Source organism: Haloarcula sp. 1CSR25-25 (genome assembly GCF_032027985.1).
Classification (GTDB): domain Archaea; phylum Halobacteriota; class Halobacteria; order Halobacteriales; family Haloarculaceae; genus Haloarcula.
This window is the reverse complement of record NZ_JAHYBW010000002.1, coordinates 602,838-627,991: the sequence shown is the minus strand read 5'-3', so window position 1 is coordinate 627,991 and position 25,154 is coordinate 602,838. Positions and strand designations below refer to the sequence as shown.

General features: G+C 65.0%; 33 protein-coding genes. 20 read left to right on the top strand and 13 right to left on the bottom strand.

The window, feature by feature from the left end:
- The first annotated feature begins 49 nt into the window (after positions 1–49).
- Positions 50–901 carry a translation initiation factor eIF-2B gene (locus KZ498_RS08345; RefSeq protein ID WP_312618229.1) on the top strand — a complete coding sequence of 284 codons (852 nt, stop codon included), beginning with the start codon at positions 50–52 and terminating at the stop codon, positions 899–901.
- A gap of 30 nt (positions 902–931) precedes the next feature.
- Here the strand turns inward: KZ498_RS08345 and KZ498_RS08340 are convergent, their stop codons facing one another.
- Both KZ498_RS08340 and KZ498_RS08335 read right to left on the bottom strand, forming a co-directional pair.
- Positions 932–1,126, bottom strand: a complete 195-nt coding sequence (locus tag KZ498_RS08340) for a hypothetical protein (RefSeq protein ID WP_312618228.1) — start codon at positions 1,124–1,126, stop codon at positions 932–934.
- A 125-nt stretch (positions 1,127–1,251) separates the two neighbouring features.
- A complete protein-coding gene (locus tag KZ498_RS08335) occupies positions 1,252–1,986 on the bottom strand; it encodes a PAC2 family protein (protein ID WP_312618227.1) in 735 nt (244 codons plus the stop codon).
- A gap of 77 nt (positions 1,987–2,063) precedes the next feature.
- On the opposite strand from KZ498_RS08335, the gene KZ498_RS08330 reads away from it, so the two are divergent.
- The gene (locus KZ498_RS08330; protein ID WP_312618226.1) at positions 2,064–3,113 is read left to right on the top strand and encodes a mechanosensitive ion channel family protein; all 1,050 of its coding nucleotides are present in this window, start codon (positions 2,064–2,066) and stop codon (positions 3,111–3,113) included.
- Here the strand turns inward: KZ498_RS08330 and KZ498_RS08325 are convergent.
- A complete protein-coding gene (locus tag KZ498_RS08325) occupies positions 3,083–3,529 on the bottom strand; it encodes a universal stress protein (protein WP_312618225.1) in 447 nt (148 codons plus the stop codon). The two genes, KZ498_RS08330 and KZ498_RS08325, sit on opposite strands and share 31 nt — an antisense overlap.
- A 32-nt stretch (positions 3,530–3,561) precedes the next feature.
- Complete coding sequence (locus tag KZ498_RS08320) at positions 3,562–4,920, bottom strand: bifunctional metallophosphatase/5'-nucleotidase (RefSeq protein WP_312618224.1); 1,359 nt, start codon at positions 4,918–4,920, stop codon at positions 3,562–3,564.
- A gap of 72 nt (positions 4,921–4,992) precedes the next feature.
- Between KZ498_RS08320 and KZ498_RS08315 the strand changes: the two genes are divergently transcribed.
- The 6 genes from KZ498_RS08315 (at position 4,993) to KZ498_RS08290 (ending at position 8,626) form a co-directional block, all read left to right on the top strand.
- Positions 4,993–5,232 carry a DUF5816 domain-containing protein gene (locus tag KZ498_RS08315; protein WP_312618223.1) on the top strand — a complete coding sequence of 80 codons (240 nt, stop codon included), beginning with the start codon at positions 4,993–4,995 and terminating at the stop codon, positions 5,230–5,232.
- Between the two features lie 185 nt (positions 5,233–5,417).
- Positions 5,418–5,750, top strand: coding sequence for a hypothetical protein (locus tag KZ498_RS08310; RefSeq protein WP_312618222.1), 333 nt, complete (start codon positions 5,418–5,420; stop codon positions 5,748–5,750).
- 24 nt (positions 5,751–5,774) lie between these two features.
- Positions 5,775–6,308 carry a mechanosensitive ion channel domain-containing protein gene (locus KZ498_RS08305; protein WP_312618221.1) on the top strand — a complete coding sequence of 178 codons (534 nt, stop codon included), beginning with the start codon at positions 5,775–5,777 and terminating at the stop codon, positions 6,306–6,308.
- A gap of 66 nt (positions 6,309–6,374) precedes the next feature.
- Positions 6,375–7,289 (top strand): metal-dependent hydrolase, encoded by a 915-nt coding sequence (locus KZ498_RS08300; protein ID WP_312618220.1) that lies wholly within the window; start codon positions 6,375–6,377, stop codon positions 7,287–7,289.
- 60 nt (positions 7,290–7,349) lie between these two features.
- Complete coding sequence (locus KZ498_RS08295; RefSeq protein ID WP_312618219.1) at positions 7,350–7,970, top strand: hypothetical protein; 621 nt, start codon at positions 7,350–7,352, stop codon at positions 7,968–7,970.
- Positions 7,967–8,626 (top strand): hypothetical protein, encoded by a 660-nt coding sequence (locus KZ498_RS08290; RefSeq protein WP_312618218.1) that lies wholly within the window; start codon positions 7,967–7,969, stop codon positions 8,624–8,626. The genes KZ498_RS08295 and KZ498_RS08290 overlap by 4 nt, the downstream gene beginning before the upstream one ends.
- A 178-nt stretch (positions 8,627–8,804) precedes the next feature.
- Here KZ498_RS08290 and KZ498_RS08285 read toward each other — a convergent pair whose 3' ends face one another.
- Positions 8,805–9,722: a CARDB domain-containing protein gene (locus KZ498_RS08285; protein ID WP_312618217.1), complete on the bottom strand. Its 918-nt coding sequence runs from the start codon at positions 9,720–9,722 to the stop codon at positions 8,805–8,807.
- 620 nt (positions 9,723–10,342) lie between these two features.
- On the opposite strand from KZ498_RS08285, the gene KZ498_RS08280 reads away from it, so the two are divergent.
- Positions 10,343–10,543, top strand: a complete 201-nt coding sequence (locus KZ498_RS08280; protein WP_312618216.1) for a dodecin — start codon at positions 10,343–10,345, stop codon at positions 10,541–10,543.
- Here the strand turns inward: KZ498_RS08280 and KZ498_RS08275 are convergent, their stop codons facing one another.
- Together KZ498_RS08275 and hisD are read right to left on the bottom strand one after the other, a co-directional pair.
- The gene (locus KZ498_RS08275) at positions 10,544–10,918 is read right to left on the bottom strand and encodes an iron-sulfur cluster assembly accessory protein (protein ID WP_312618215.1); all 375 of its coding nucleotides are present in this window, start codon (positions 10,916–10,918) and stop codon (positions 10,544–10,546) included.
- Between the two features lie 133 nt (positions 10,919–11,051).
- A complete protein-coding gene (gene hisD / locus KZ498_RS08270; protein WP_312618214.1) occupies positions 11,052–12,323 on the bottom strand; it encodes a histidinol dehydrogenase in 1,272 nt (423 codons plus the stop codon).
- Between the two features lie 200 nt (positions 12,324–12,523).
- On the opposite strand from hisD, the gene KZ498_RS08265 reads away from it, so the two are divergent.
- Positions 12,524–13,450 (top strand): hypothetical protein, encoded by a 927-nt coding sequence (locus tag KZ498_RS08265; protein WP_312618213.1) that lies wholly within the window; start codon positions 12,524–12,526, stop codon positions 13,448–13,450.
- 72 nt (positions 13,451–13,522) lie between these two features.
- Here KZ498_RS08265 and KZ498_RS08260 read toward each other — a convergent pair whose 3' ends face one another.
- Together KZ498_RS08260 and KZ498_RS08255 are read right to left on the bottom strand one after the other, a co-directional pair.
- Complete coding sequence (locus KZ498_RS08260) at positions 13,523–13,975, bottom strand: hypothetical protein (protein WP_312618212.1); 453 nt, start codon at positions 13,973–13,975, stop codon at positions 13,523–13,525.
- The gene (locus tag KZ498_RS08255) at positions 13,972–14,568 is read right to left on the bottom strand and encodes a hypothetical protein (protein WP_312618211.1); all 597 of its coding nucleotides are present in this window, start codon (positions 14,566–14,568) and stop codon (positions 13,972–13,974) included. Before KZ498_RS08255 ends, KZ498_RS08260 begins: the two co-directional genes overlap by 4 nt.
- A gap of 318 nt (positions 14,569–14,886) precedes the next feature.
- On the opposite strand from KZ498_RS08255, the gene KZ498_RS08250 reads away from it, so the two are divergent.
- Positions 14,887–15,471, top strand: coding sequence for a hypothetical protein (locus KZ498_RS08250; protein WP_312618210.1), 585 nt, complete (start codon positions 14,887–14,889; stop codon positions 15,469–15,471).
- Between the two features lie 452 nt (positions 15,472–15,923).
- On the opposite strand, the gene KZ498_RS08245 is transcribed toward KZ498_RS08250, so the two are convergent.
- Positions 15,924–17,105 (bottom strand): redox-regulated ATPase YchF, encoded by a 1,182-nt coding sequence (locus KZ498_RS08245; protein WP_312618209.1) that lies wholly within the window; start codon positions 17,103–17,105, stop codon positions 15,924–15,926.
- Positions 17,106–17,152: 47 nt separating this feature from the next.
- Positions 17,153–18,262 (bottom strand): Gfo/Idh/MocA family oxidoreductase, encoded by a 1,110-nt coding sequence (locus KZ498_RS08240; RefSeq protein WP_312618208.1) that lies wholly within the window; start codon positions 18,260–18,262, stop codon positions 17,153–17,155.
- 102 nt (positions 18,263–18,364) lie between these two features.
- Between KZ498_RS08240 and KZ498_RS08235 the strand changes: the two genes are divergently transcribed.
- Positions 18,365–18,745, top strand: coding sequence for a CBS domain-containing protein (locus KZ498_RS08235; RefSeq protein WP_312618207.1), 381 nt, complete (start codon positions 18,365–18,367; stop codon positions 18,743–18,745).
- A gap of 35 nt (positions 18,746–18,780) precedes the next feature.
- On the opposite strand, the gene KZ498_RS08230 is transcribed toward KZ498_RS08235, so the two are convergent.
- The gene (locus KZ498_RS08230) at positions 18,781–19,494 is read right to left on the bottom strand and encodes a TIGR00266 family protein (protein WP_312618206.1); all 714 of its coding nucleotides are present in this window, start codon (positions 19,492–19,494) and stop codon (positions 18,781–18,783) included.
- A gap of 94 nt (positions 19,495–19,588) precedes the next feature.
- Positions 19,589–20,557 carry a sugar phosphate isomerase/epimerase gene (locus KZ498_RS08225; RefSeq protein WP_312618205.1) on the bottom strand — a complete coding sequence of 323 codons (969 nt, stop codon included), beginning with the start codon at positions 20,555–20,557 and terminating at the stop codon, positions 19,589–19,591.
- Positions 20,558–20,697: 140 nt separating this feature from the next.
- On the opposite strand from KZ498_RS08225, the gene KZ498_RS08220 reads away from it, so the two are divergent.
- The 8 genes from KZ498_RS08220 to KZ498_RS08185 all read left to right on the top strand — a co-directional run bounded on the left by KZ498_RS08220 (position 20,698) and on the right by KZ498_RS08185 (position 25,153).
- The gene (locus KZ498_RS08220) at positions 20,698–21,570 is read left to right on the top strand and encodes a 3-hydroxyacyl-CoA dehydrogenase family protein (RefSeq protein ID WP_312618204.1); all 873 of its coding nucleotides are present in this window, start codon (positions 20,698–20,700) and stop codon (positions 21,568–21,570) included.
- Positions 21,567–22,166 carry a DUF2391 family protein gene (locus KZ498_RS08215; protein ID WP_312618203.1) on the top strand — a complete coding sequence of 200 codons (600 nt, stop codon included), beginning with the start codon at positions 21,567–21,569 and terminating at the stop codon, positions 22,164–22,166. The genes KZ498_RS08220 and KZ498_RS08215 overlap by 4 nt, the downstream gene beginning before the upstream one ends.
- Positions 22,167–22,238: 72 nt before the next feature.
- Positions 22,239–22,418, top strand: coding sequence for an HVO_2753 family zinc finger protein (locus KZ498_RS08210; RefSeq protein ID WP_312618202.1), 180 nt, complete (start codon positions 22,239–22,241; stop codon positions 22,416–22,418).
- Between the two features lie 2 nt (positions 22,419–22,420).
- Positions 22,421–22,687 (top strand): elongation factor 1-beta, encoded by a 267-nt coding sequence (locus KZ498_RS08205; protein ID WP_004593354.1) that lies wholly within the window; start codon positions 22,421–22,423, stop codon positions 22,685–22,687.
- A 113-nt stretch (positions 22,688–22,800) separates the two neighbouring features.
- Complete coding sequence (locus tag KZ498_RS08200) at positions 22,801–23,091, top strand: 50S ribosomal protein L21e (RefSeq protein ID WP_312618201.1); 291 nt, start codon at positions 22,801–22,803, stop codon at positions 23,089–23,091.
- Positions 23,088–23,444, top strand: a complete 357-nt coding sequence (locus KZ498_RS08195; protein WP_312618200.1) for an RNA polymerase Rpb4 family protein — start codon at positions 23,088–23,090, stop codon at positions 23,442–23,444. The genes KZ498_RS08200 and KZ498_RS08195 overlap by 4 nt, the downstream gene beginning before the upstream one ends.
- A gap of 165 nt (positions 23,445–23,609) precedes the next feature.
- Positions 23,610–24,182, top strand: coding sequence for a DUF655 domain-containing protein (locus KZ498_RS08190; RefSeq protein ID WP_312618199.1), 573 nt, complete (start codon positions 23,610–23,612; stop codon positions 24,180–24,182).
- Positions 24,183–24,295: 113 nt separating this feature from the next.
- Entirely contained in the window at positions 24,296–25,153 is an 858-nt protein-coding gene (locus KZ498_RS08185; protein ID WP_312618198.1) for a 16S ribosomal RNA methyltransferase A, read from the top strand.
- Position 25,154: the final 1 nt, after the last annotated feature.

The following is a 25,154-nucleotide window of genomic DNA, read 5'->3' as shown; positions in this document are numbered from 1 at the left end:
TTCGACGGCGAGGGGAAGACACATATCGGTCCGACTCACAGCCACCCGTATGATAGACGAGACTGTCGAGGAGATCTCGGAGATGCAGACCCACAGTTCCTCCGTGGTCGCAGTCAAAGCCGCCCAGGCGCTCCGGGTCCTGACTGACAGGGAGTTCCCGACGGTCGAGGACTACATCCGTACGCTTGACCGTAACAGCAGCGCCCTCCGGCGAGCGAACCCCTCACACGCCTCCCTCCATACGACCCAGCACCGGATCGTGACCGCCGTCTCGGACGCGGACCCCGACGACGTGGCGACCGCCAAGGAACTGACTATCGGGGCCATCGAAGAGGTCATCGAGGCGGTGGAGTCGGCGAAAGACCGCGCCGCCGAGCGCGCGGTGTCTGAAATCGCCAGCGACGACGTGCTGTTGACCCACGACTTCTCCTCGACGGTGCTTGCGACCATCGACGACGCCATCGAGGCCGGCCACGCCTTCGACGTGTACGTCACCGAGTCGCGGCCGCGCTTCCTCGGCCGAAAGATGACGCGACACCTCGCCGAGCGTGACGGGATCGACGTGACGCTCATCGTCGACGGCGCGGCCGGTCACTTCATGCCACAGGTCGACCGCGTGCTCGTCGGCATGGACTGCATCGTCGACGACACGCTGTACAACCGCATCGGAACCTATCCGATTGCGACGGCGGCGGCGGACAACGACGTGCCGGTGACCGTCGTCGGCTCCGCCGCGAAGTACGTCGACGGGGCCTTCGCCTTCGAGAACGAGAACCGGTCACCGTCGGAGGTGCTCCGGGAGCCCGCGGACGGATTCGAGATCGCAAACCCGGCATACGACGCCACGCCGACGCGCCTGCTGGATACGGTCGTCACTGACGACGGAGTTCGCGAGTACTGACAAGTAGAAAACAGCTATGTTGACAGCGGACTACCGCTGTTGGACGACAGTGTCACAGTCCGGACAGCGGAGCCGCCAGCTGTGCTCGGTTCCTTCGACGGACCAGTCGCCCGTCACTGCGCTCTCGTGACCGCAGTCGGGGCAAAACAGCGACGTCTTCGACCGCGTTCCTGGTGGCGGGTCCGAATCGACCGCACAGGTCGTGTAGATTTCGGTGGAAGTCATTAGAGAAAAGAACGCGCCGTACGCTGAAAAAGGTGTCGGCAGAATGTTTGATTGTTCACCCACAATGTGGAATTGATATAGTTTTAATCCCGGAAAATATGGACATATGCGCTGTATTTTGATTTTTACATATACATTCGGTCATCGGGCTCCGTGTCGGAATCGGCGGCCTCCATCCGCTCTGCGAGTGCCTGATAGTGGGCTTCGATGTTCGCGGCGAAAGTCTCCAGGGGACCGATGTCGATCTGGATCGCGTGGGTCTCTTTCAGCGCGGTGAGCAGTCTGATTGCAGCCGCAGCGTCGGGCGCCTGTGGGTGTGCCGGCGTCGTGAACACGCCAGTCGGGACCGCGTCGTCCATCCCTCGCGTGACAAGCTCCGCACTCAGCCCTTCGAGAAACCCGTTCCCCATCGGTTTGATGTCGGTCTCGTCGAGATACGCCTCCCTGTACGCTGGCGTGGCGATGTAGAACGGGATGTGGTCGTCCGGGCCGTGTGCAACGGGGACGCCGGTAAGCATCGTAATGTTCGAAACGTCCAGTTTTCCCCCGGCGGTCGCTACGGCCTCGGCGAGCGACTTGGCCTGGGCCGGCGGTACGAACCGTTCGCCGACTACCACGGCAAGCGACGCCGCTTCGTCGGCGTACAGGCGCGTGTGATGTCTCGGAGTTCCGTTCTCGAAGGGGGTGATGAACGGCGGCCCCGGCGTCCGCAGGTGCCCGATTTCCCGCATCGAGGACTGGTCGGACAGGTAATCGACGGCCGTGAGGCCGGCTAAGCCGAACTCCGAGACACCGACCGCCAGCGTATCGACCGGCGGCCGGTCGTCCGAGAGGACTACCGAAATGTCATCCAGAGACATACTCCTTCACACGGGACGCGAGGGCTAAGTAGTTCGGGAGGGGAATCCTTTTCTCGTGGCGGGGTCGAATCCATGTCATGCGTTTTGGCCCTGTCTGGCCGTTACAGACACCCACCCCGACGCCGACCGAAGTCGCGACGGAGGTGGCCACCGACATCGGTGGGTTGCTTCCCTTCGAGATTCCGATATGGGTGGCGAACCTCGGGAAGTCCCTGGTCGTCATCGCGCTTGCAATCGTCCTCTCACGGGTCCTCGTCCGCCTTCTCGGTCGACGGGTCGCCCAGCAGTTCCGGCGGCCGAGTCTGACTCGAACGGCCCTGCGCGGCATCCGCGTCGGCGTGTACGTCTTCGCGTTACTGACCATCCTGGGCATCTACGGCCTGCAGTTGGGCGACATCGCCCTCTCGGTCACCGTGTTCACGGCCGTTGTGGGTGTCGTCCTCGCACCGATTCTGGGGAGTTTCATCTCCGGCGTGTTCCTGCTGGCCGACCAGCCCTACGAGATCGGCGACATGATCGAACTCGTCGACACCGGCCAGCGGGGGTTCGTCGAGGACATCACGCTCAGACACACGAAGGTTTTCACGCTCGACAACACGTTTCTCGTCATCCCCAACGGGGAGATCCGCCAGCGGGACGTCGTCAACTACTCCGCGGAGGACTCACGGACGCGGCTTTCCCTCGACGTGCTGGTCACCTACGAGAGCGACATCGCCGTCGCACGGGGCCTCATCGAAGAAGCCGCCCGAGAGGTGGACAACGTCATCTCCGGCGGGCCGAACATCCGCGTCGGCGCGGCCCGGTATCCCGCCTCGCCGACGGTGTATATCAATAACTTCGCCGACCACGGCGTGTTGCTGACGCTTCGGTACTGGGTGACCGAACCGTACAAACTGCTCGCCGCCCGCTCGAAAGTCCAGACGAACATCTGGACGCGACTCGAGGAGGTCAACGTCGAAATCGCCTACCCCCACTCGCACCTGTACTTCGACGACACCAGCGGGGAGATGAACGTCTCACTCACCGATGGGCTGGGTGGTCTGGACGCCGCCGACAGGACCCCCACGGCCACCGGTGACTCGCCCGTCCCACCGGGTCAGGACCCCGACGAACTCGGCGAGGAGTGACGGCTGGACTGGGAATTCGGCTGGACCGTGACGATTTCACAGTCGAGTTCCTCGCGGAGGAACTGTTCGACGTCGGGGTCGTCGACCAGCCGACGGATCATCTGTCGCCAGCGGCTCGCCTGCTTGCTCCCGATGACGACGACGTCGGCCCCCTGTGCGGCGACCTCGTCGAGGATCGTCTCTTCCACGAGCATCCCCGACCGGACGACGTACCGCGTCCGCGGGACGTGGCCGAAGGACTCCTCGACGGCGCGCTTGAGTTCTGTCCGGTCGACTCGGTGGCTGTTCTGGTACAGATTTACGTGCAGGACAGTGAGGTCCGCGTCTTCCTCGTCGGCGATTTGAATGGCCTCCGCGAGCGTGGCTCTGGAGTTCTCGGAGAGTGGGTATCTGACCGGGACGACGACCTGTGGCATCGGCGGAACGTACCGTGCCGAGGCTTAAATCGCTAGCGACGAGTGAGTCGCCCGTCGATTGCCGGGGCGATATCCGTCGCGCGGACGTAGTCGGCCAGGGCCTCGTACTGCACGTCGGCGACACTGACCCGGTGGGACTCGGTCAAGACCGGAAACTCCCGTTCGGTGTAGTAGAGGTAGTTGCTCGTCGCGAGCGTGTACGTCTCGTCGTCGCGGACCGGCCGCCCGTCGACCCGCAACAGCTCGATAGCCTGCGTGTCGTCGTTCCAGACCAGTTCGACCCCGCTAAGGTGGGCGTGCCACCAGTCGGGTTCCCCGAACCCGACCGCTCGCCCGCTGCCCTGCCGACACAGCGTCCGAAGCTCCGCGCCCGTCAGCTCTGCGACGGTCAGGGGCTCCTCGAAGGGGACGACAGAGACCATGTCGGCGACCGTCAGTGCCCCGTCAAGCGGGACCGTGTCGTTCCGGAGGCCGCCGCTGTTCTGGAGGGCCACGTCCGCGCCCGTCGCCCAGCGGTACGCGTCCGCGACGAGGTTCCCGAGCCGACACTCGCCGCCGTAGGTCGTCGCCCGGCTTCGGTCCAGCGGTTCCGCGACGCGACCGACGACCTCGTCCAGCCCTGCTGCTGACAGCCGGTCCGCGATGGCACCGGCGACGCGGTCGTCGACGGGGCCGTCGGCCGTCTCGCGGAACTGCGCGGTCGGTTCCGGCCCGCCGAGGTCCACCTCGACGACGGTCCTGCCGTTGGCGCCCGGTCTGGTGAGCAGCGTCCCGGCGACGCGGTCGATGCGGCGCTCGTGGACGTGCCCGCCGAGGATTACGTCCACATCACAGGCACGTGCCAGTTTCTCGTCAGTACGCCCCAGATGTGAGAGCACGACGACAACGTCGGCCCCGCCCTCTCGAAGCGCTGTGGTGGCCTCGGCGACAGCCGCGAACGGGTCCGTGAACGTCAGCGTCGTCGCCTGTGGATTCGCCGAGGCCGTGTCGGGGTCGGTCACGCCGACGAAGCCGACTGTCAGCCCGTCGACGGTTCGACTCGCCCACGGCCGGGTCAGTCGTCGGGCGAACCGGTCGCCGTCCTGTTCGACGTTCGCAGTCAGCCACGTCTGTGGGGACCTGGCGATGATGTCCCGCGTCGCGTCGAGTCCGTGGTCGAAGTCGTGGTTGCCCAGCGTCTCGAACGCGGGCGTCAGGGCGGTAAAGAGGTCGAGCGACTGCTCGCCGTCGGTGACCAGCGACAGCACCCCCGGACCGGTGTCGTCCCCGGTTCCGACCACCAGTGCGTCCGGACCGTCAGCGGCGGCCACCGTCCCCGCAAACCGCCCGATCCGTTCGGGTGTATCGTACGCTTTCTCCACGTCGGAGTACTGTATCAGCCGGGGACTCACACCCACAGTGCAGGGGAACCAGCCACTAATGGTTTCCGCAGTGATTTAGCCGCTGGCCCGTCATGGCTACGTATGGACGCACTCGAGGGACCCGACGACGAGACGCTGTACGTCGACAGGAGCGACGGCGACATCGGCACGAAAGGCGCCTTTTACGTCGTCTACCGCGACGCTGACCGCGAGCACCGCTGGGGATACTTCTGTAGCAACTGCGAGACGTTCAACAACGCGATGGACTCGATGGGACGCATCCGCTGTAACGACTGTTCGAACCTCCGCAAGGCCGAGGAGTGGGACGCGGCCCACGAGTAACGGGGGTCCAGACGGCTGCGTTGTCCAGTCTCCCTGCATCGTCACTGAGTCGGCTTGACGCGGGGAGGCCCGTTCCCTGACAGCACCGGCCAGTCCGTTCGTCTCAGTAGTCGTGTCCTCCGGGAACTGTCAGCTCTGTCGCTAGTGGGAACGTTTATCAGATAGCCAGTGGTACTGGTTCTCAGATGGGGGCCGTTACCACATCACTTGACGAGCAGGCCCGGTCGATATTCGATGACCTCGGATACACCGTGTCGCGCACTGGCACTGAACTGCGAGCGGAACACGACTGGCGCGTCGTCACTGTCTCAGTGCTCGACTCGCAGGACCCGATACCCGAGGGCGGCAACATGCGTTGTTTCGTGACACGTACGGGCGAGGCATCGCACCTCAGCCGCCGTCTCAATCGGCGAGACGTATCGTACGACTGGGCCGTCATCGGTATCACCGAAGACGGTGACTACGAGGTCGTCCGTCACCCCGGCGACGCGACCGTGTCGGCTGACGCCAACACTTAGGGGGCTCTCCGTCGACCATCCGGCGTGCAAGTCGGTGTCATCAATCGAGCGCTCGAACAGCTAGTCACGAACGTCGTCGACGCCCTCCCGCGTCTCATAACCGGGTTCGTCTTTCTCGCAGTCGCTGCAGTCGGCATCAAGGCAATCATGTTCGTCGTCCGGGCCGTTCTGGAGCGGTCGCTACCCGGCGAATCGCCCGTGTATCGACAGTTTCTGGCGGTGATCGTGCTCGTGTTCCTGTGGTTCGGCGTCGCGCTGTCCTTCCTCTCTATCGTCGGTTTGACTGCCATCGCCGCGTCGCTCGGAACAGCGACGGGGTTCCTCGCACTCGGCGTCTCCTACGCGCTCTCGGAGATGATAAAAGACGCCGTCGCCGGCGTCTACCTCCTGCGTGACCCCGATTTCAACCCCGGCGACACTGTCAAGGCCGGCGACACCACCGGCGAGGTGGCCGCCATCGAACTCCGGAAGACGCGGTTCCGGGTCGACGGCGATACTGTCGTCAGGGCCAACGCAGCCATCGAAGAACGCTGGACGAAAGTCGAGTCCGCGACCTGAGCGGGTCGGGAGCCGCGCTACCTCTTCACACGTGGTGTTTAAGCCTATCGCTATCGTACCGGGCGTATGTTCATCGGGCACGCACTGTTCGCGTTCGCCCTCGGCGCCCTCGCTGCCAGGTGGCTGGGGCTCTCCCGCGAGCGGGCGGTCCAGCTGGGTATCGTCGCCGGCCTGTTCGCCGCGGTTCCCGACGTCGACATCGTCTACGCTCCGTTCGGACTGCTCGTCGGGGCTGCTGAAAATCTGACGGCGGACGGCTTCTGGGAGACCGCGAACGTCATCCACCGCGGGCCAACGCACTCGCTCCTGCTTGGGGCGGCACTCGCTGCCGCGGCCGGCCTCTGGACCAGCGACTCGCGGGCTGCCCGACTCGGCTCGCTGTCTGTCGGCGTCGCTCTGACTGCCCTCACCGGCGCACTCAGCGGTCCCGTCGCGGGGCTCGTGACGCTCCTGTTCGTTCTGGGCGTGCTAGCCGTCGCCACGGTCGCCCAATCGCGCGAGGTCAGCCCGCAAGCGGTGACCGGGCTGGCGCTCCTGGGGCTGCTTTCCCACCCGTTCGGGGACCTCTTCACCGGCGGCCCGCCCCCGTTCCTGTACCCCGTCGACGTGACGGTCGTCGCCGAGCGGGTGATACTCCACCCCGACCCGACGACGCACCTCCTGGCGGCGTTCGCTATCGAGCTCGCGACCGTCTGGCTCGCCGTGTTGACGTACGTCCACCTCCGCGGAGACACGCTGACCGAACTCGTCCGTCCCCGGGCAGCGCTGGGAATCGGGTATGCGGCGACCGTCCTGTTCCTGCCCGCACCGACGCTCGAACGGTCGGCGCACTTCGTGTTCAGCGTCCTCGCGCTGGGCGTCATCGGGGCGCCAGTGCGGCCGTTCAGTGACGGGGTCGACTGGCTGGAGACGGTCGTGACGGGGCTGGCGGCAGTGACAATCGCTGCACTCGCGTATGCCATGGCGTATGGCGCTATCTGAACAGCCCACGCCACCGATAGCGGTCGATAGGGTTTTTCCGGTCGCGGCTCACCAGGCAATATGAACCGAGACGTAGCGCGATTGCTCCGGGACAGGCGCGTCAACGCGCTCGCCGCGTGGTGTATCGTCGCCATGCTCGCCGCGGTTTCGGTGACGAGTGCCGTCCAGGCAAACCTCTTGTGGGCCGGGTTCGCGGCCGCCGTCGCGGCGCTGGCGCTGTTTCCGCCGGTCCTGCTGCGCAACCGGTACGCGATGCTCCCCTGGGAGATCCTCCTGTTGGCGGCGTTACCCGTTGTCGGCCGCCTGTTTGCGACGCTCTCGATGACCGGTAACCTCGCGACCTACCTCTCGGTTGCCGCCATCGCACTCATCCTCGCCGTCGAACTCCAGCTCTTTACCCCAGTCCGGATGACGCCCCGGTTCGCCGTCGTCTTCGTCGCCATCGCCACGATGGCCGCCGCCGGCGTCTGGGCGGTCGCCCGCTGGGTGGCCGACCAGTTTCTCGGGACCACCTTCATCCTCGACCCCACAGTGTCCGAACACGTCATTGAGGAGGCGCTGATGTGGGAGTTCGTCGCGTCGACTATCGCCGGTATCGGTGCCGGCGTGGTGTTTGCGTACTACGTGCGCCGGCAGACCGGAACCGGCCGCGTCCCCGAGGAGGTCAAGCCGGACGCATGAGAGTCCGTGACCGACTCCGAATAAGTACGGCGACCCAGCAACTGCTCTCGCGGACCCTGTCGCTCGCGCTGATCGGGCTCCTCGCGGTCGGTATCGAGCGGGGCAACGTCGGTATCATCGTCAATTCCGCCGTCGCCATCCTCGTCACGCAGCTCCCGGCGCTGCTGGAACGGGACCACGGCATCGCGCTCGACCCCGCGCTGACGCTGTGGATCACGTCGGCGGCGTTCTTCCACGCGCTCGGCACCGTCGGCCTTCCCGGAGCCGAGGAGAACTTCTATGTCACCATCTGGTGGTGGGACCACTTCACCCACGCCCTCTCGTCGTCGGTCGTCGCCGCGGTCGGATACACGACGGTTCGCGCACTCGACGAGCACACAGACCAGATCTCGATCCCCTCGCGGTTCATGTTCGTGTTCCTCCTCCTGTTCGTGATGGCCTTCGGCGTGTTCTGGGAGGTCATCGAGTTCTCTATCACGCTTGCCGCGACGGCGACCGGGAACGATACGATTCTGACACAGTTCGGTCTCAGGGACACGATGCTCGACCTCGTGTTCGACGCTATCGGTGCCGTTATCGTGGCGATCTGGGGGACAGCACACCTCACCGGCGTGGTCGGTCACGTCGAGACCTGGCTCGAACGACAGGCGCAGTGACCTGTCCGCGTTTCAGACGTGCCATCTGCGGGGTGCCGACGGCGACCGACAGCTCCCTGGTTCGGAGCCGTCCGCTACGTCGTGAACGGAGACGCGGCTCACTGTGCTGAGCGCCTGCCCGGGACTGCTGGCGGTTCGCTTCCTTGGCGGGCTTTCGAATCGAGTCCCCAGTACGGGTCTACGCTTCTGATTCCGTTGGCTCCTCCGACTCGGTTGCTTCCTCTGTCTCTGACGGTTCCTCAGTTTCCGTTGGCTCCTCGGTTTCTGTCGGTTCCTCGGTTTCTGTCGGTTCCTCTGTCTCCGTTGGCTCCTCGGTCTCAGTCGGTTCCTCCGTCTCGGTTGGCTCCTCAGTCTCCGTTGGTTCTTCAGTCGGCGGTCCCTCGCCGGGCGTCTCTACCGTGATGAGCGCGGACTGGCCGAAGTCACGGGTGAACACGCTGTGGATGTACGTGCCCGGACCGATGCCTGTCGCGTCGACCTGGAACTCGACCGTCGAGGTCTCTCCGGCCTCGAGAGAGACGTCCCGTGCCTCGATGAGAGTGCCCTGGAACCGGAACTCGACGGGCTGTTCGCTGGCAAACGCGTTGGGGTTGGTTGCGGTTGCGGTCACCGTGAACTCGCTTCCCACGGTGACGGTTTCAGGGGCCGAGAGGTCCGAAACCTCGAAGGACTGGACTTCGTCGGCGATCTGGATCTGTGCCGGTGCTCCGTCCGCCTGCGTGTACACGCCGTGGAAGTACGTTCCAGTGTCGACAGACGACGTGTTGATGCTGTAGGAGACGGTTGTGGAGCTCCCAGCCTCAAGCTCGACCAGGTCGCGTGCAACTACCTCGCCGTCGAACCGGAACACCACTTCTTGCGTGTCAGTCACGGTGTTCGGGTTGGTTACTGTCGCGTTAACAGTCACCGTGTCGCCCTGTTCGGCACTCAGCGGTGCCGAGAGGTTCGAGACGGTGTAGGACTCGCCCTCGACGTTCCCGGCGTTCCCGGCCTCTTGCAGTGACGCGCCGCCGGCAAAGCCTATCGCGATTGTAGACGATACTAGCAACAGCAGTACCATCGAGACTGCTGTGAGTTTATCGGTCTGTGTGTGCATTCCACCCAAACAAAGTGTCACACTGTTTAATAATGCTATAATGCTTCACGTTCGAATATCGAAGTTAGCTGTGATTACTGAATATAGCCAACTGTTACCGGAGTAGTAGGTCAGGCGAGACTCCCAGACAGTGACAGACCCCTGGTACGTAGTAGCGAGTTGACCGAACCATCTCGGCTCCGGCCACAATCTATGAGCGGCCGAGGAGTTGGCTCCTCGTCAACTTGTACGGCCACTGGTAGGCCGGGGAAGAGGAGTATCTCGCCGAACCGTCAATTAAATGTCTGATTTCAGAACGTGGATGATAGTACATGATAGGTAGGTGACTACCATGCTGAAATACATCGTACACGTGGCTCACCAAGCACGGACGTCTGAACGTAACCCACACGAGAGCATTCGATAGCTGTCGTGTGCCGTACATTTGTGAGGAACCTCAAAAACAGTGGGTGGCTGTCTCGGGCCCGAACTCGTATCGAGATTAAACCGCCTCCGGGGAGTGGCGCACCATCCACTTTTGTATTCCTCGCCAAGTTATATCAGTTTTCGAATAGACGGTCCACACAGGGCACCCGCAACTACTGGCGGAGACTGCCCGACACAACACGGTGTATCCATCCATGGTATTCAAGAAAATCACGCTGATCGGGACCAGTTCGGAGAGCTTCGACAAAGCAGCCGACGACGCCATCGAGCGCGCAGAGGCGACACTGGACAATCTCATGTGGGTCGAGGTGGAGGAACTCGGCGTCGAGATCGCCAGTGTCGAGGGGCGCGAGTACCAGGCCGAGGTCGTCGTGGCGTTCGAACTCGAAGAGTAGCTACGTCCGGAAGGACTCGCCACAGCCACATTCGCTGACCACGTTCGGGTTCTTGACGTGGAACCCGGCCCCCTGCAGGCCGCCCTCGTAGTCCAGCACCGACCCCTCGATGTAGTCGATGCTCGCGTCGTCGACGAACACGCGGAGGCCGTTGCGCTCGAACACTTCGTCGTCAGCTTCCGGTGCGTGCTCGAACCGCATCCCGTAGGAGAGTCCGGCACAGCCGCCCTGCTGGACGTACAGGCGGAGCCCGGATTCGTCGACGTCCATTCCCTCACTTTCGAGGAGGTCCAGTGCCTCTCCCGCCGCCTGCTCGGTGACGGCCACGTCCTCGCCCCCGAGTTTCGGGTCGCCATCGTCCGCTGTGCTGCTCATACACATACGTGGACGCCCGAACGTGTTAACAGTGACGCCCGGCAGAGGCGGGACTCTGGGCGAGACTTCGCCACCAGTTCCTCGTTCTAAGACACTGCCATGATACCCGCGAGCCAGTCGTCCGGAGAACCACCTACTCCTCGAACCGTTTGCGGACGCTCTCGGCGTGGGCTTCCAGGCCTTCGGCCTCGGCGAGCGTCGTAATCGTGTCCGCGATATCGGCCAGCGAGTCCTCGGAGAGGCGCTGGACAGTCGTCGACCGGACGAAGGTGTCCACGGAGAGGCCGCCGGTGAGTCGGGCGCCGCCGCCAGTCGGGAGGACGTGGTTCGTCCCGGTGGCGTAATCGCCGGCCGCGACCGGGCTGTACGGGCCGAGGAACACGGACCCGGCGGAGGGGATTCGCTCCAGCAGGGCCTCCTCGTCGTCGGCCTGAATCGAGAGGTGCTCGGCAGCGTACTCCTCGGCGAAGAGGACGGCCTCGCTCATCGACCGTGCGAGCAGGACGCCGGAGGCGTCGTTGTCGAGCGCACCCCGGATGACCGCCTCGCGCTCCCGGCCGTCGGCCTGTTCGTCGACGGCGGTTGCGACCTGTTCGGCGAGGTCCGCGTCGTCGGTGACGGCGACCACCGAGGCGTTCTCGTCGTGTTCGGCCTGTGCCACGAGGTCTGCGGCGACTAGCGACGGGTCCGCGTCGCCGTCGGCGACCACCATGACCTCGGAGGGGCCGGCGAGGAAGTCGATGGCAACGTCGCCGCGGACCTCGGCCTTCGCTGCGGTGACCCAGCGGTTGCCGGGGCCGACGACGATGTCCGTCGCGCTCACAGTTTCAGTTCCGTAGGCCAGCGCCGCGATGGCCTGTGCGCCGCCGACCTGGTAGACGGCGTCGGCCCCGGCGACGTGGATGGCGGCCAGCGTGACGGGGTTGACCTCCTCGGCCGGCGGGGTGGCGACGGCGACGTACTCGACGCCGGCGACCTTCGCCGGGATGACGCCCATCAGCGCGCTGGAGGGGTACGCCGCCGTGCCGCCTGGCGCGTAGACGCCGGCGCTTTCGAGCGGTCGGAACCGCCGGCCCAGTTCGCGCCCTTCGAAGTCGTCGCGCCAGTCCTCGGGGACCTGTCGCTCGTGGAACGCGCGGATGTTCGCCGCGGCGTCCTCGATGGCCTCGCGCACGTCGTCGTCGATCTCCTCGTAGGCCCGCTCGGCGGCGTCCGTGATGTCGATGTTGCCCACCGACACGCCGTCGAACTCCTCGGCGAAGCGTCGCAGGGCCACGTCGCCCTCCGCCTGTACCTGCGAGACGATGTCGCGCGCGTCGTCTCTGACGGCGTCGACGCCGGCATCGCGGTCGAAGAAGGCGGCCCGCTCGTCGGGACCCAGGTCGGCTATCGTCCGTACGTTCATACGCCTGGTTCGGGACGAGGCAAAAAACGGGTTTCCCTTCGTCGGTCGGAGACGGCTTTGAACGTGGGTCGGGGAGACACGACACAGTTGTCGAGCGGCAGGTAGCTTCGAACCCGGGCGTACCGGCGGCAGTCCCGGCGTCTCGACTCACGGCCCGTCTCCCTCGTCACCGTTTTCCGCCACTCGGGCCTACACCTGGTATGGCTTCAGTCGACGACCATCGTCGCCGGACGACCGACCTGCCCCCTGCGACGACCGATTATTTCACGCCCGAACTGGCGGCTATCGACAGCTATCTCGAGACGGTCCCGACGACTATCGACACGGCGGCGGGCGACGCCGCGATCGGCCCGATACACGCGCTCCCGTGGTTCTACGTGGCCGACCTGACCGGCTGGCGCGGCAGCGCGCTCGCGCGGCTGTTGGCCACAGAGCAAGACGCGCCCTGCTACGAGCTCTCGGCCGGTGCCGCGGACGCGCTCCCGGCGCTGTGGTCGCTCATCGACGAGAGCGGGGACGGTCCCGTCGTGCTCCACCTGGAACTCACGGGCGAATCCGGACGGATTCCCCGGACGCTGCGGGAGGCGCTCCGGCGTGGGTACGCCCACACCCCAGAAGGCTGGGACGAGCCCGTGTGTGGCGACCCGGCGAACCTCCACGTCGTCTTCACCGATACGAACCCCTCGAAGCGACTGGAAACGCCGCTGCCCGCCGCGACCACGCCCACCACCGGTGCGGTCCTCTCGTATGCCCCGCGCCGGAGCATGCTCCCCGAACGGCCCGACGGGACGACTATGCTTCCGGACTCGCCGGCGCTCCACGACCGCGAAGCCGAACTGGAGGGGTTCCTGCTGGCCGCGTTAGCCGGCTCCGGAGACGACGACGCCAGGGAGCGGTACGTCGACCGCGCCGTCGAAATCCTGTCGATGACCCACTCGCTCATCGGGAAGCGCGACCTGCTGTTCGACGTGTCGCCGCGGCCGGCGCTGAAATACGGGGCGCTTCTGGACGGGCTTTCGGTCGGTGCGGCGACGGAGCGACTCGGCCGGGACGTGCTGGGGCAGGTGCCACAGAGCCCCGGGAGCGAGGACGTTCGGGCGACGCTGCAGGACCTGTTGCCGAAGTGAGATGCTGAAATTCAAAGGTAACCACAGGTTCGGAACTAACCGATAAAGCCAGATCGAGCTAGGGTGAGTAGGTCAGACGCACTGCGCGTGCATGTTCCGCGATAGCTCGACACTGGTTCCGCCACCCGACGCGCTGAGGGCGACGGTAAGCATCTCCGCCGTCGTCGCGTTCGTACACTCCACCGTGGCCACTACGCTGCCCAGTTCGCCACTGCTTAGCGACTCGGGCGCGTCGACGGCCGTGACGTTCAACCGCTGGGTGTCCTCGTCACCGGTCGCCGTCGCATCGAGGTCGACGGGGCGGTCCAGCCGGTTCTCGGCAGTCAGTAGCGTCACGTTCTCTGTCGCGTTGCGCTGCACTTCGACCGACTGCACCTCGATGCCCAGGAGCGCATCCTCGTCGTCGGCCACGGCCACTTCGATCGAGCGCTCGGCCGACATACTGGTCACCGCCCCGGTCTGTGCGACGAGCGTCATCGAAAGGGCCAGCGCACAGAGCGCGACCGACACGGAGCCGAGGTTCACCGGTCGCTCACCTCCGGCGGCTTGTCGGTCCCACCGAGCCGCAGGCGTGAATACGTGACGTACGTGTGGACGCTGGCCGAGACCAGCAGCGCCACCACGACGAACGCCGCACCGGAGGCGTCGGGAATCGACGCCAGCGGCCCCAGGTCCGCCCACGCTCCAGCCAGCGTGGCGATTCCGACCCCCGAGAGACCCAGATAGTAGAGGCTCCAGGGCACGTCGGCTCCCGGAACCACGTCCAGGTACACCTCCAGATCCGCGACGCTGTCGTCCAACTCGACCGTCTCTCGGGTCGCGTCGTACCGCACGAACCCCCTGTCGTCCATCTTCGGGAGGTGGTGCTGGTGCAGCGCCGTCTTCACGCGCTTTGTCTCCGCCGACGACAGGTCACGATGGGCCTTGTCGTTCTCCCAAGCAGCCACCTGTTCGGCCAGTTCCCTGATGTACACCCGCCGATCCTGTTGTTTCAGATAGTGGAACACGTACCGCCGTCGCCTGTTGCTGAGTACTTCGAAGACTGCCTCTTCCGTCGGCATCTGATTTCCGCCCTGTCCCCCGCCGTCCTGGGAAGAATCGACTAATGCCTCGCTCATACTGCCACCACACCGTTCCCGCAAGGAGTTCGTTGTTACGAACCCACATAGTTAATAATATTACACTTGTCGATAGGGTAACTCTATCACGTAGTGGGCGGTCCTCAGCATTTTTGACCTGAATATTAATGCTACCTTAAATTCGTGCAAAGATTGATTGAACACCGCAAAAGGCGATTACAGCGATGCAAACGGTCTCTGCAGTATGGCCGGTGTGTATACCAAAGAGGTGATAGGTCATTGTATCCAGCGAGCACACCTCAGAGGTGGTGTCGGTGACGTGACCGGGCGGACGGGTGTGCACACGGAGAGATTACAATGCAACGACGCAAGTTCCTCGTCGGAATGGGATCGCTCGCCGCCGGCTCGGCGGCCGCAATGGGTACTGGTGCGTTCGCGAGCGTTGAGGCAACGCGTACTGTCAACGTCAATGTCGCAGGCGACCAGAGTGCGTACCTGGGGCTAGATGGAACCTCACCGTACGCCCAAGTGAAGGGCAAGCAGCTAGTGTTGAACTTCGATGATAACGGTGAGGGCGGTAAAGGTGTGAACGCCGATGCCGTCACTACGTTTGACGGGGTGTTCCAAATGACGAATAACGGTCCGAATGAACTTGATATTACTGTCGACAAGTCCGGACTGGCCAACCCAGACTGCTGGCAATTTGTTCCAAAAGAAGTCTACGAAGAATACAGTGGGAACTATCCTGAAGATAGCTTTTATCCCAGCTGGGATGATTTCGGGGGGTACGAAACCACCAACGCAAGCGGAGGTGGCCTCAGCCCGGGTGACTCCACTCTGGTTGGCGTGATGATTGATACGCGAGACAAGGGCAGCCTGCCTGGCGGAGAAATCAGGTTTGCCGTCACTGATGCTGACGGCCCCTACGGGAGTAATAGCTAGGTAACCACTCGCGAAACTATAATTTTAAACCTGCAACTATTTTATTGAACTCTCGGATATTTGTAGGCAGAATTTTAGATACCAGTCGAACAGTTACAGATTGTCGTGGCCCTGTACTAAGAATAATGCGGAGAGTTGCCATACGCTCGGATGCAGCCTTCTCTAGCCGATGGAACCGTTTTTTCAGATGAGCTGATTTCAGCGAGGGCAGTCGGAGTAATCGCGACTCTACAGCCGGCGCCCGCTTGTTCTTATTTGGTACTCGCCGGTATCCTAATCGCTTTCTTTCCACGAACATTCGAACAAGTGTGCTTCGCAAAGGCTAGCTGAGGCGATGACACGTCCTCCAAGCCGGTGGCTGGCCCCGACAGGGTGCCTGTGCCTCGCTAATGTCTGGGCGTTTTCCTTGGACTTGCAACTAAAACGGTCCCGACACGGACCGGAAGCCTTCGCTAAGACGCTGACGAGACGATTTTGACGACCGCTCCCTCCTCCAGTTCCGTCTCGTCGCTGATACGCCGGTTCTCGCGGGCGTCGACGGCGTGGATGTAGCCGTCGCCGATGTCGGAGTGGACGGCGTAGGCGAGGTCTTTGGGCGTCGCACCGCGGCGCAGCAGGAACGCGTCGGGGAGGACGTTCCCCTGGCCGTCGGTCCAGTGCGTCTCGTTCTGGACGGGGTAGGCCGTCAGGTGGTCCAGCAGGTCGTAGACGGCGGTGTCGAGCGCGCCCTGGACGCCGGTGCCGCCCCACTCCTCCATCACGCCGCGGATGCGGTTCAGCCCCTCGCGCTGCTGGTCGCTCACGTCCCCGACGATGTCGAAGTCCGGGTCGCCGGGGTCGTAGTCGACGACGCCAGCTTTCGCGGCGTTGCGCAGCGCGAGCTCGCCGTCGGCCGTCGCGGGCACGACCACGTCGGCGACCGCCTGCAGGGCCTCGATGTTCTCTTTCGGCGCTATGTCTGCTTTGTTCGCGACGACGACGAGCGGTTTCGTCCGCTGACGGACCTCCGTCGCCAGCGCCTCGCGGTGCTCGTCGGTCCAGGCGATTGGGTCCTCGGGGTACTCAAGGTCCCGCAGCGTCCGCGCCACGTCGAGTTCGGAGGCCCCGACGCCGGCCAGCATGTCCACCAGCGACTCGTCGAGCTTGAAATCAGGCGAGCGGGACTGCCGTTCGATGGACTCCCAGTTGCGCTCGACGATGCTGGCGAGCCACAGGTCCATCTCCTCCTCGATAAAGTGGACGTCCTCGACGGGGTCGTGCTCGCCGACCTCGACGGGTTCGCCCTCGGCGTCGGTCCCGCCGGAGGCGTCCACGACGTTGAGAATCACGTCGGCGGTCGACAGCTCGTCGAGGAACTGGTTCCCGAGGCCCCGGCCCTCGTGTGCGCCGGGAACGAGACCGGCCACGTCGATGAGCTCCACCGGGACGTAGCGCTTGCCGTCCCGGCAGTTGTCGTCGCCACAGCGCTCTGCCCGGTCGAGACAGGGGCACTCCGTTCGGACGTGGCTGACTCCGCGGTTGGCGTCGATGGTCGTAAACGGGTAGTTGCCGACGTCGACGTCGGCCATCGTCGCCGCCTTGTAGAAAGTAGACTTGCCGGCGTTCGGTTTGCCGGCCAGCGCGATAGAGAGCATGCGACCAGCTACCAGTGGCCGCGGAAAGGGGGTTTCGGTTCGCGGCCCTACAGGCTGACCCGCTCGCCGCGCTCGTCGCTTTGCTCGATAGCGTGGAGGACACGCTGTGCGGCGAGTCCGTCGGCGAAGGACGGCTCCTGGTCGCCACCCTCGGCGACGGCAGTGAGGAACTCGTAGTTCTCGTGGACGAACGTGTGCTCCCAGCCGATGACGTGGCCGGGGGGCCACCAGTGGTCGACGTACGGGTCGTCGGCGTCCGTGACGAGCACCTGCTGGAAGCCCCGGTCGCCCTCGGTGAGGACCTCCAGTTCGTTCAGGCGTTCGAGGTCGAACTTGATCGCGCCCTTCGACCCCTCGATTTCGATGGTGTGGGCGTTCTTGTGCCCGTTGGCGACGCGGGAGGCCTCCAGCGTCCCCATCGCACCGGTTTCGAACTCGACCTGGGCGCTATAGGCGTCGTCGACGGTCACCGGGCGCGTCTCGTCGCTTCCCTCCACGGGGCGTTCCTCGGTGAACGTCCGGAGATGGCCGCTCACGTCTGTTATCTCGCCGGCGGCCTCGCCCAGCAGGAACCGGGCCAAATCGACCGTGTGCGAGCCGAGGTCCCCGAGCGCCCCGCTGCCGGCCATCTCCTCGTCGTTGCGCCAGGACCACGGCGCGTCGGGGTCGACGAGCCAGTCCTGGAGGTACTGCCCGCGGAAGTGGTGAATCTCGCCGAGTTCGCCGTCGTCGATGAGCCCCTTCGCGTACTGGATGGCCGGGACGAAGCGATAGTTGAACGCCGCGCCTGCGGGGACGCCGGCGTCGGCGGCCGCCTGGGCCATCGCCTCGGCTGTCTCGAGCGTGGGCGCGAGCGGTTTCTCACAGAACGTCGGCGTGCCGGCCTCAAGCGCCGCGATGGACGGCTCGGCGTGGACGTGGTTCGGGCCGAGGTTATAGAACACGTCCACCTCGTCGACGACGGCCTGCCAGTCCGTCGCGGTCCGGTCGAAGCCGAACTGGTCGGCCGCATCGGCCAGCGCGTCCTCGTCGCGGCCGACGAGCACGTCCTTGTTGACGGCCGGTGCCTCGGGAAAGAACATGGGTAGGCGGTCCAGCGCGTTCGCGTGGGCCTTGCCCATGAACCGATAGCCGAGCATGCCGATGTCGAGGGTCATGTGCGCCTGTTCATCCGGCGCCGAAATAACGCTCATGGTGACGGCAGGGCAGCGGGCCGCTCCGAGCGAAAAGACAAAACCGGATGCGTGCGTTGACAGCGCATGGCCACTGAAACGACCGTCCGTATCGAGGACATCATGTCGACGCCGCTGGAGACGATTTCCGCCGACGAGACCGTCAAGGCGGCCGCGACGCAGATGCGAGAGCAGAACATCAACGGCATCTTCGTCCCGGGGGCGCAGGCGGGCATCATCACGACCACCGACATCGTCGACGCCGTCGCGGCCGGGAAGGACCTCTCGTCGGCGACTGTGGGTGACGTGATGACCACGCCGGTCGAACGGGTGACGACCTCGCTCGAACTGGGCGAGGCCGCCGCGATGATGACGACCTACGACATCAAGCACCTCCCGGTCATCGACGAACACCAGGACTACGTCGGCATGGTGTCATCGACGGATATCACGCAGGCGCTCTCCTGAAAGGGGCTTTTCACCGGCGGATGCTCCCCGGATTTTTAGATGAAGTCGTCCAGACCGGACGCATCGTTGTCGTTGTCACCCGTGCCTGGCAGCGCGTCAGCGATAGCCGAGGTGAACGAGTCGAGGCCGCGCGTCTGGTACCAGACCGTCCCGGGACCGGTAAAGTCCATCACCAGGCCCTCGCCGCTGAGTAGCGTCGACTTCAGCCCGCCGACGCGGTGGGCATCGAACTGGACCGATTCCTCCCAGGCGACGACGTGGTCGTTGTCGATGGTGTAGGACTCGCCGGTGTCGAGTTCGACGGTCTCCAGGCCGCCGAAGGCCTCGATGAGGACGTTTCCGGTCCCTTTCAGCGCCAGCGGCGTGATGCTCGCGCCGGCCAGCAGCGACTTGATACCGCCGAACTCGGAGTCGATGTCGATGTCGGGGTCGGCCGCGAGAAACGCCCCGTCGACGGCGTACAGCGTCTCGCCCGTGAGTTCGTGGTGGTGGACGTCGCCCGGCGTCGGCGGCGCGAGGGTGACGGTTCCGGGGCCGCCCTCTGCGGTGAACTCGTTTGCGAGCAGCGACTCGCCGCCCAGCATCGACTTCGCGGAGCTGAGGAGGCCGTCCCGGCTGGTCGTCGTCTCGATCTGGATGGTCGGCGAGTGGCTGACCATCGCGCCGGGTTCCGCGAGTATCGATTCGCCGCTGTCGAGGGCAGCGCGGACGTGCGTGTACGAGGGCTTGTGTGTGAGTTCGATGTCCATGTGGTGTCACTGGATACCGTAATCCGGTCGTAGTATCTCACAGACGCCATATAAGCGTAAGTGCCCGGAAAAGCCACGCTGTCGGCCGTACCGGTTACTCAGCCCAGTAGGGGTCGCCGGGCTGGGTCTCGAAGACGGCGCGGTCGAGCACGTCGACGGCCTTCTCCAGCCCTTCGCGTGCGCTCGTGAGCGAGTCCTCGTGTTCGATGGAGAGCGCGCCGTCGTAGCCGACCATCCGCAGCGTCGACACGACGTCCTTCCAGTGGGACTCGCCGTGGCCGTAGCCGATGGAGCGGAACAGCCACGACCGGTTCGGCTCGTCCGTGTACGGCGCGGTGTCGAGCACGCCCTTCTCCCGGGCGTTTGCTTCGTACACCTTCGTGTCCTTGGCGTGGAAGTGATGGATGGCGTCGTGTTCGCCGAGCAGGCGGATGGCGTCGGTCACGTCGATGCCCTGCCAGTACAGGTGCGACGGGTCGAAGTTCGCGCCGATGCGGTCGTTCGTCCGCCGGCGGAGTTCAAGCAGGCCACGTGGCTCGTACACCAGCATGTTGGGATGCATCTCGATGGCGACGTCTACGTCGTGTGCGCCCGCGTGGGCCGCGAGGTCCGACCAGTACTCGTCGGCGACGCGCCACTGGTACTCGTGGGCGTCGGCGTGTTCGGTCGGCCACGGTGCGGTGATCCAGTTCGGGACCTCGTCGTCGGGCCCGCCGGCCGGCAGTCCCGAAAAGCCCGTGACGGTGTTCACGTCGAGCTGATCGGCCAGCCGGATCGCTTCCCGGAGTTCCGTGTCCGCCTCCGCGGCCCGCTCGTCGTCGGGATGGAGTGGGTTGTTGTGTGTCGCCAGCGCGCTCACCCGGAGGTCGTGCTCGTCCAGGAGCGCCTCGAGCTCGGCCTGCTTCGCCTCGTCGTCGAGATACGCCTGCCGGTCGAGGTGGTCGTCGCCGGGGAAGCCGCCACACCCCAGTTCGACCGCATCGACGCCCAGGTCGTCGAGATACGCCAGTGCCTCGTCGAGCGACTGCCCGCCCAGGGGAACCGTCAGTACACCGATGTCCATGGCCGGCGATACACCCGGTGTCGAAAAAAACGTACTGCCGTCGCCACGGCCCGTCTGCCCAGCACGCAACACGGACCGGAGACGGGACCGTGACAGCCCGTGGCGTAAAGGCTTAACCCGGAGCGTACAGTGATTCAGTCATGATTGTGGCGGTACTCGGAACCGGACAGCGGGGGCGGGATATCGCACAGCGATGTGTCCGTGCGGGCCACGAGGTGCGTCTCCGGGGGACGGATGCGTCGGACGTGATGGACCGGGTCGACGAAATACGACACGCACTCAACGGGGATGTCTCGGCTGGCATCGACGGAACCACTGGACTGGAAAGCGCTGTCAGCGGCAGCGATATCGTCATCGACGCAACCGATGGAGGGACGGACAGCCACAGGGAAGTGGTCGCCGAAACGGAGACCATGGTCGAGGCGGAGACGCTCATCGCCGTCAGTGACACGTCGCTGTCGGTGACCGCAGTCGCGACCGGCCTGCGGAGCCCGGACCGGGCAGTCGGTCTCAACCTCGTCGACCCGCCGGACGGCGCTATCGTCGAGGTGGTCATCGCCGAGCAGACGACGGCGGCGACCCGGGACCGAGCCACCGACTTCGTCGCAGGACTGGACGCGTCGCCGGTCGTCGTCCGCGACACGCCGGGGTTCGCCGCGCTGCGCCTCGAACTCGCCACCATCGCCGAGGCCGTTCGGATGGTCGAGGACCGCGTCGCCGGCGTTCGCGATATCGACCGGACGTTCGAACGCGGGCAGTCGGACCGCGACGGCCCGCTCGTCCGCGCCGACAGGCACGGGCTTGAAACGGTGATAACGGCGCTCGAGGACCTCGCCGAGCGGCTCGACGAGCGGTTCGAGCCGCCGCCGTTGCTCCGACGGAAGGTCGAGGACGGACAGCTGGGCGTCGTCACCGGCGAGGGGTTCTACGTCTGGGAGGACGGCACCCCGATTGCCGGCGCCGACCCGGACCCCGACGTGCCAACGCGAGGGAGCGAGTCCGAGTTCAGATGAGCGAACAGCGGGACCCACCGGCCGAACTAGACACGGCGGACAACGAGTTCGCGACGCTGTTCGACGAGCTCCAGGAGCTAGAAAAGCTCGTCGACTCCGAGGACGAGCGACGGCAGGTCCGGGACGCGATGCGCGCGGCCGCGGACTCACAGGACCACGAACCCGCGACCTTCGGCCGTGTCGTCTGGGGCTTCAATCGGTCCGACCTCGCGGAGGCGCTGCTCGGCTCGCTGCTTTTCGGGATTCCGATGGCCGTCGAAGGCGGGACGGTCGATGCCGGACTGCACATCGCCCAGCACCCGCTGTATCTCGTCGCGACGCTGGTTATCGCCGTCGCGCTGGTCATCTCGATCCTGTACGTCGCCGACTTTCAGGACGTACGGGTCGCAAATCGGATACTGGGAATCGTGCCGCGGCGGCTCGTCGGCGTCACCGGGACGGCACTCGTCGTCTCCGTCGCGCTCCTTACCGGCTGGGGGTTGGTCGAGTGGTCGACCGACCCCGCGGTCGTCTACGAGTCGGCCTGCATCTGTGCGGTGGCGTTCGTCCCGATGGCCATCGGCGCTGCGCTCGGGGACATCCTGCCCGGGAACTAGGGTCGTGGCAGTCCCTCGCGGTGGCAGTCGCGTTTGGCAATCGTTAAAAGCCGCGGTCGGATACGGAGTGGTATGAGCGAGAGCCAACAGAAACAGGCGCGCAAGTGCGTCTCGTGTGGCATCAACATCGCCGGCACGAACGCTGCCCGCTTCAAGTGCCCGGACTGTGGCCAGCAGATCTACCGCTGTGCCACCTGCCGGAAGCAGAGCAACCTCTACAAGTGCCCCGACTGCGGCTTCATGGGACCATAACGATGGGGAAGGTAGCAGCCAAGATCAAGGTCATGCCGGAGAGCCCCGAAGTCGACCTCGACGACCTGCAGGAGCGTCTCGAGGGCGTGCTTCCGGAAGGAACGAAGATCAACGGGTTCGAGCGCGAGGACGTCGCCTTTGGCCTCGTCGCGCTGACGCCGACTGTCATCGTCCCCGACGACACCGGTGGAACGGAAGCCGTCGAAGAGGCATTTGCGAACGTCGACGACGTCGAGTCGGTCTCCGTCGAGAGCACCGGCCGCCTGTAATCGACTCGCCGCCGCAGTTTTCCACTCGAGTCCGTAGCGACTGCAAGAGCGCGACCAGCGGCGGCCGCGGAACGCACGTTTTATTAGGGCGACCGGATTAGCGAGGACCAAGAATGCCTAGTTCAAACGGACCCCTCGAAGGAACACGAGACAAGCTCAAGAACAAGCCTCGCGACCGCGGCACCTCGCCGCCCCAGCGCGCCGTCGAAGAGTTCGACGCCGGCGAGAAAGTCCACCTCAAGATCGACCCGTCCGTTCCCAACGGGCGCTTCCACCCGCGGTTCGACGGCCAGACCGGAACCGTCGAGGGGAAGCAGGGTGACGCCTACAAGGTCGACATCGTCGATGGTGGCAAAGCAAAGACCATCATCGTCACTGCTGCGCACCTGCGCCGGCAAGAATGACGATCTTCAAAGAGAAGGTCAGCGAGGAGTATCTCACCGTCGCGGAGACCAAGGAGATACTCGAAGACCTCGAAATGGAGCGGGCCGCGGAGGAGGACCGCGAGATGCGCTACGAGCTCAAGCGGGCCATCGAGCACGTCAACCGCTTTGCCGTCCTCGACCCCGAGGAGTCGCTGCAACTGGTCGAGGACCTCGAACAGCTCGAGAAGGTCGACACGCCGACGGCCTACAAGATCGCGAACCTGCGGCCGCTGGACCGAGACGAGCTCCGGGCCGTGTTCGCACAGGAGCGGTACACGCTCGACGGCGACGAACTCGACGAGATTCTCAACATCGTCAAGCAGTACGCGTAACGACGGCGTCAGTTCGGCCGTTCGCCGCTCTTTCTCTCTGCCCCGCGGCGACCGCTGTGCCGTGGGCTTCGCTTTCCGATGTCGGGGACCGAGAGGAGACGGCGCTCCGTGAAGCGGTTCCGGGCATCCACCGGCATTAAGTGTGCTCTGCTCGTACTGCGTGACATGACTGAATCGGAGAGCGGCGGTGACACTATGATGGCGGCTGTCCTCGATGTCCTCCCACACGGGCGGCCCGGAGACGACCGGCCACAGCACCAGAAGGAGCCGCTCGCGTACGCGCTGGACCTCGCGGAGTTCTATATCTACGAACTCCAGCTCGAAGACAAGGACGTCGACATCGCGTTCGGCGACCGCGTCGATCTGACGGAGTTCGGCCGCGTGACGGAAGTCGAGTTCGAGGACATCCCGAGCGGTGCCCGGTCCGAACTCGACTACGCCGTCGAGGAGATCGTCGAAGCGAACGAACAGCGCTTCGTCGACTTCTACAACGACGCCCAGCCCATCACGCTGCGGCTCCACCAGCTGAACCTCCTGCCGGGCATCGGGAAGAAGCTCCGGAACACGATTCTCGACGAGCGAAAGCGAAAGCCCTTCGAGAGCTTCGAGGACCTCGAAGAGCGGGTCAGCGGCCTCCACAGCCCCAAGGAGACGCTGGTCGAGCGGATACTCGAAGAGCTACAGGACGACGACCTGAAGTACCGGCTGTTCGTCCGCCGCGAGGAACAGTCCTCGTAATCCTGTCGGTCACGTGAGAAACATTGCCCCCTCGGGGCGGCGAATATCGGCACCGAGTTACAGGCAACGATATAAGGCGACCCTTTTCTACCGCGACCCGCTACGGCTCACTAATGACTACGACAGAGACAGGGACTCGGGACCCCGACGCACTCGTCCGGCGGGCCGGCAAACGGGCCGACACCCGGCAGGACCAGCACTTCCTCGTCGACGACCGGGTGCTAGACCGGATTCCGGAGTACGCGACCGACGCCGACGTCGACCTCTCGCACGTGCTGGAGATCGGCGCGGGCCCCGGCGCGCTGACGGACCGCTTGCTCGCGGCGGCTGAGCGCGTGACCGCAATCGAACGCGACCCGGAGTTCGCGGCCCACCTCCGCGAGGAGTTCGCCGAGGAAATCGCGGCTGACCGTCTCACCGTCGTCGAGGGCGACGCCCTCGAGGTCGACCTGCCGGAGTTCACCGCCAGCATCTCGAATCTCCCGTACGGCGCGTCGTCGGAGATCGCCTTTCGGTTGCTGCCGGAGCAGCGCCCGCTCCTGTTGATGTTCCAGCGGGAGTTCGCCGAACGGATGGCCGCCGACCCGGCGACGGACGACTACGGGCGGCTCTCGGTCACGGCGGGCCACTACGCCGACGTGGAGGTCGTCGAGACGGTCCCGCCGGAAGCGTTCGACCCGCAACCCCGCGTCACGAGCGCGCTCGTCCGGACGACGCCGCGACAGCCCGACTACACCGTCCCCAGTGACGACTTCTTCATGGAGTTCCTGAAGGCGGTGTTCACCCAGCGCCGGAAGACGATGCGCAACGCCGTCCGCAACACGGCCCACATCTCCGGGCTGGGCGACCCCGACGCGGTAGTCGAGGCCGCCGACGAGGACCTCATGAGCGCCCGTGCCGGGAAGCTCACGCCGGCCGATTTCGCCACGCTGGCGACGCTCGCCGCCGAGGCCGGCCAGCCGGAGGCCTGAG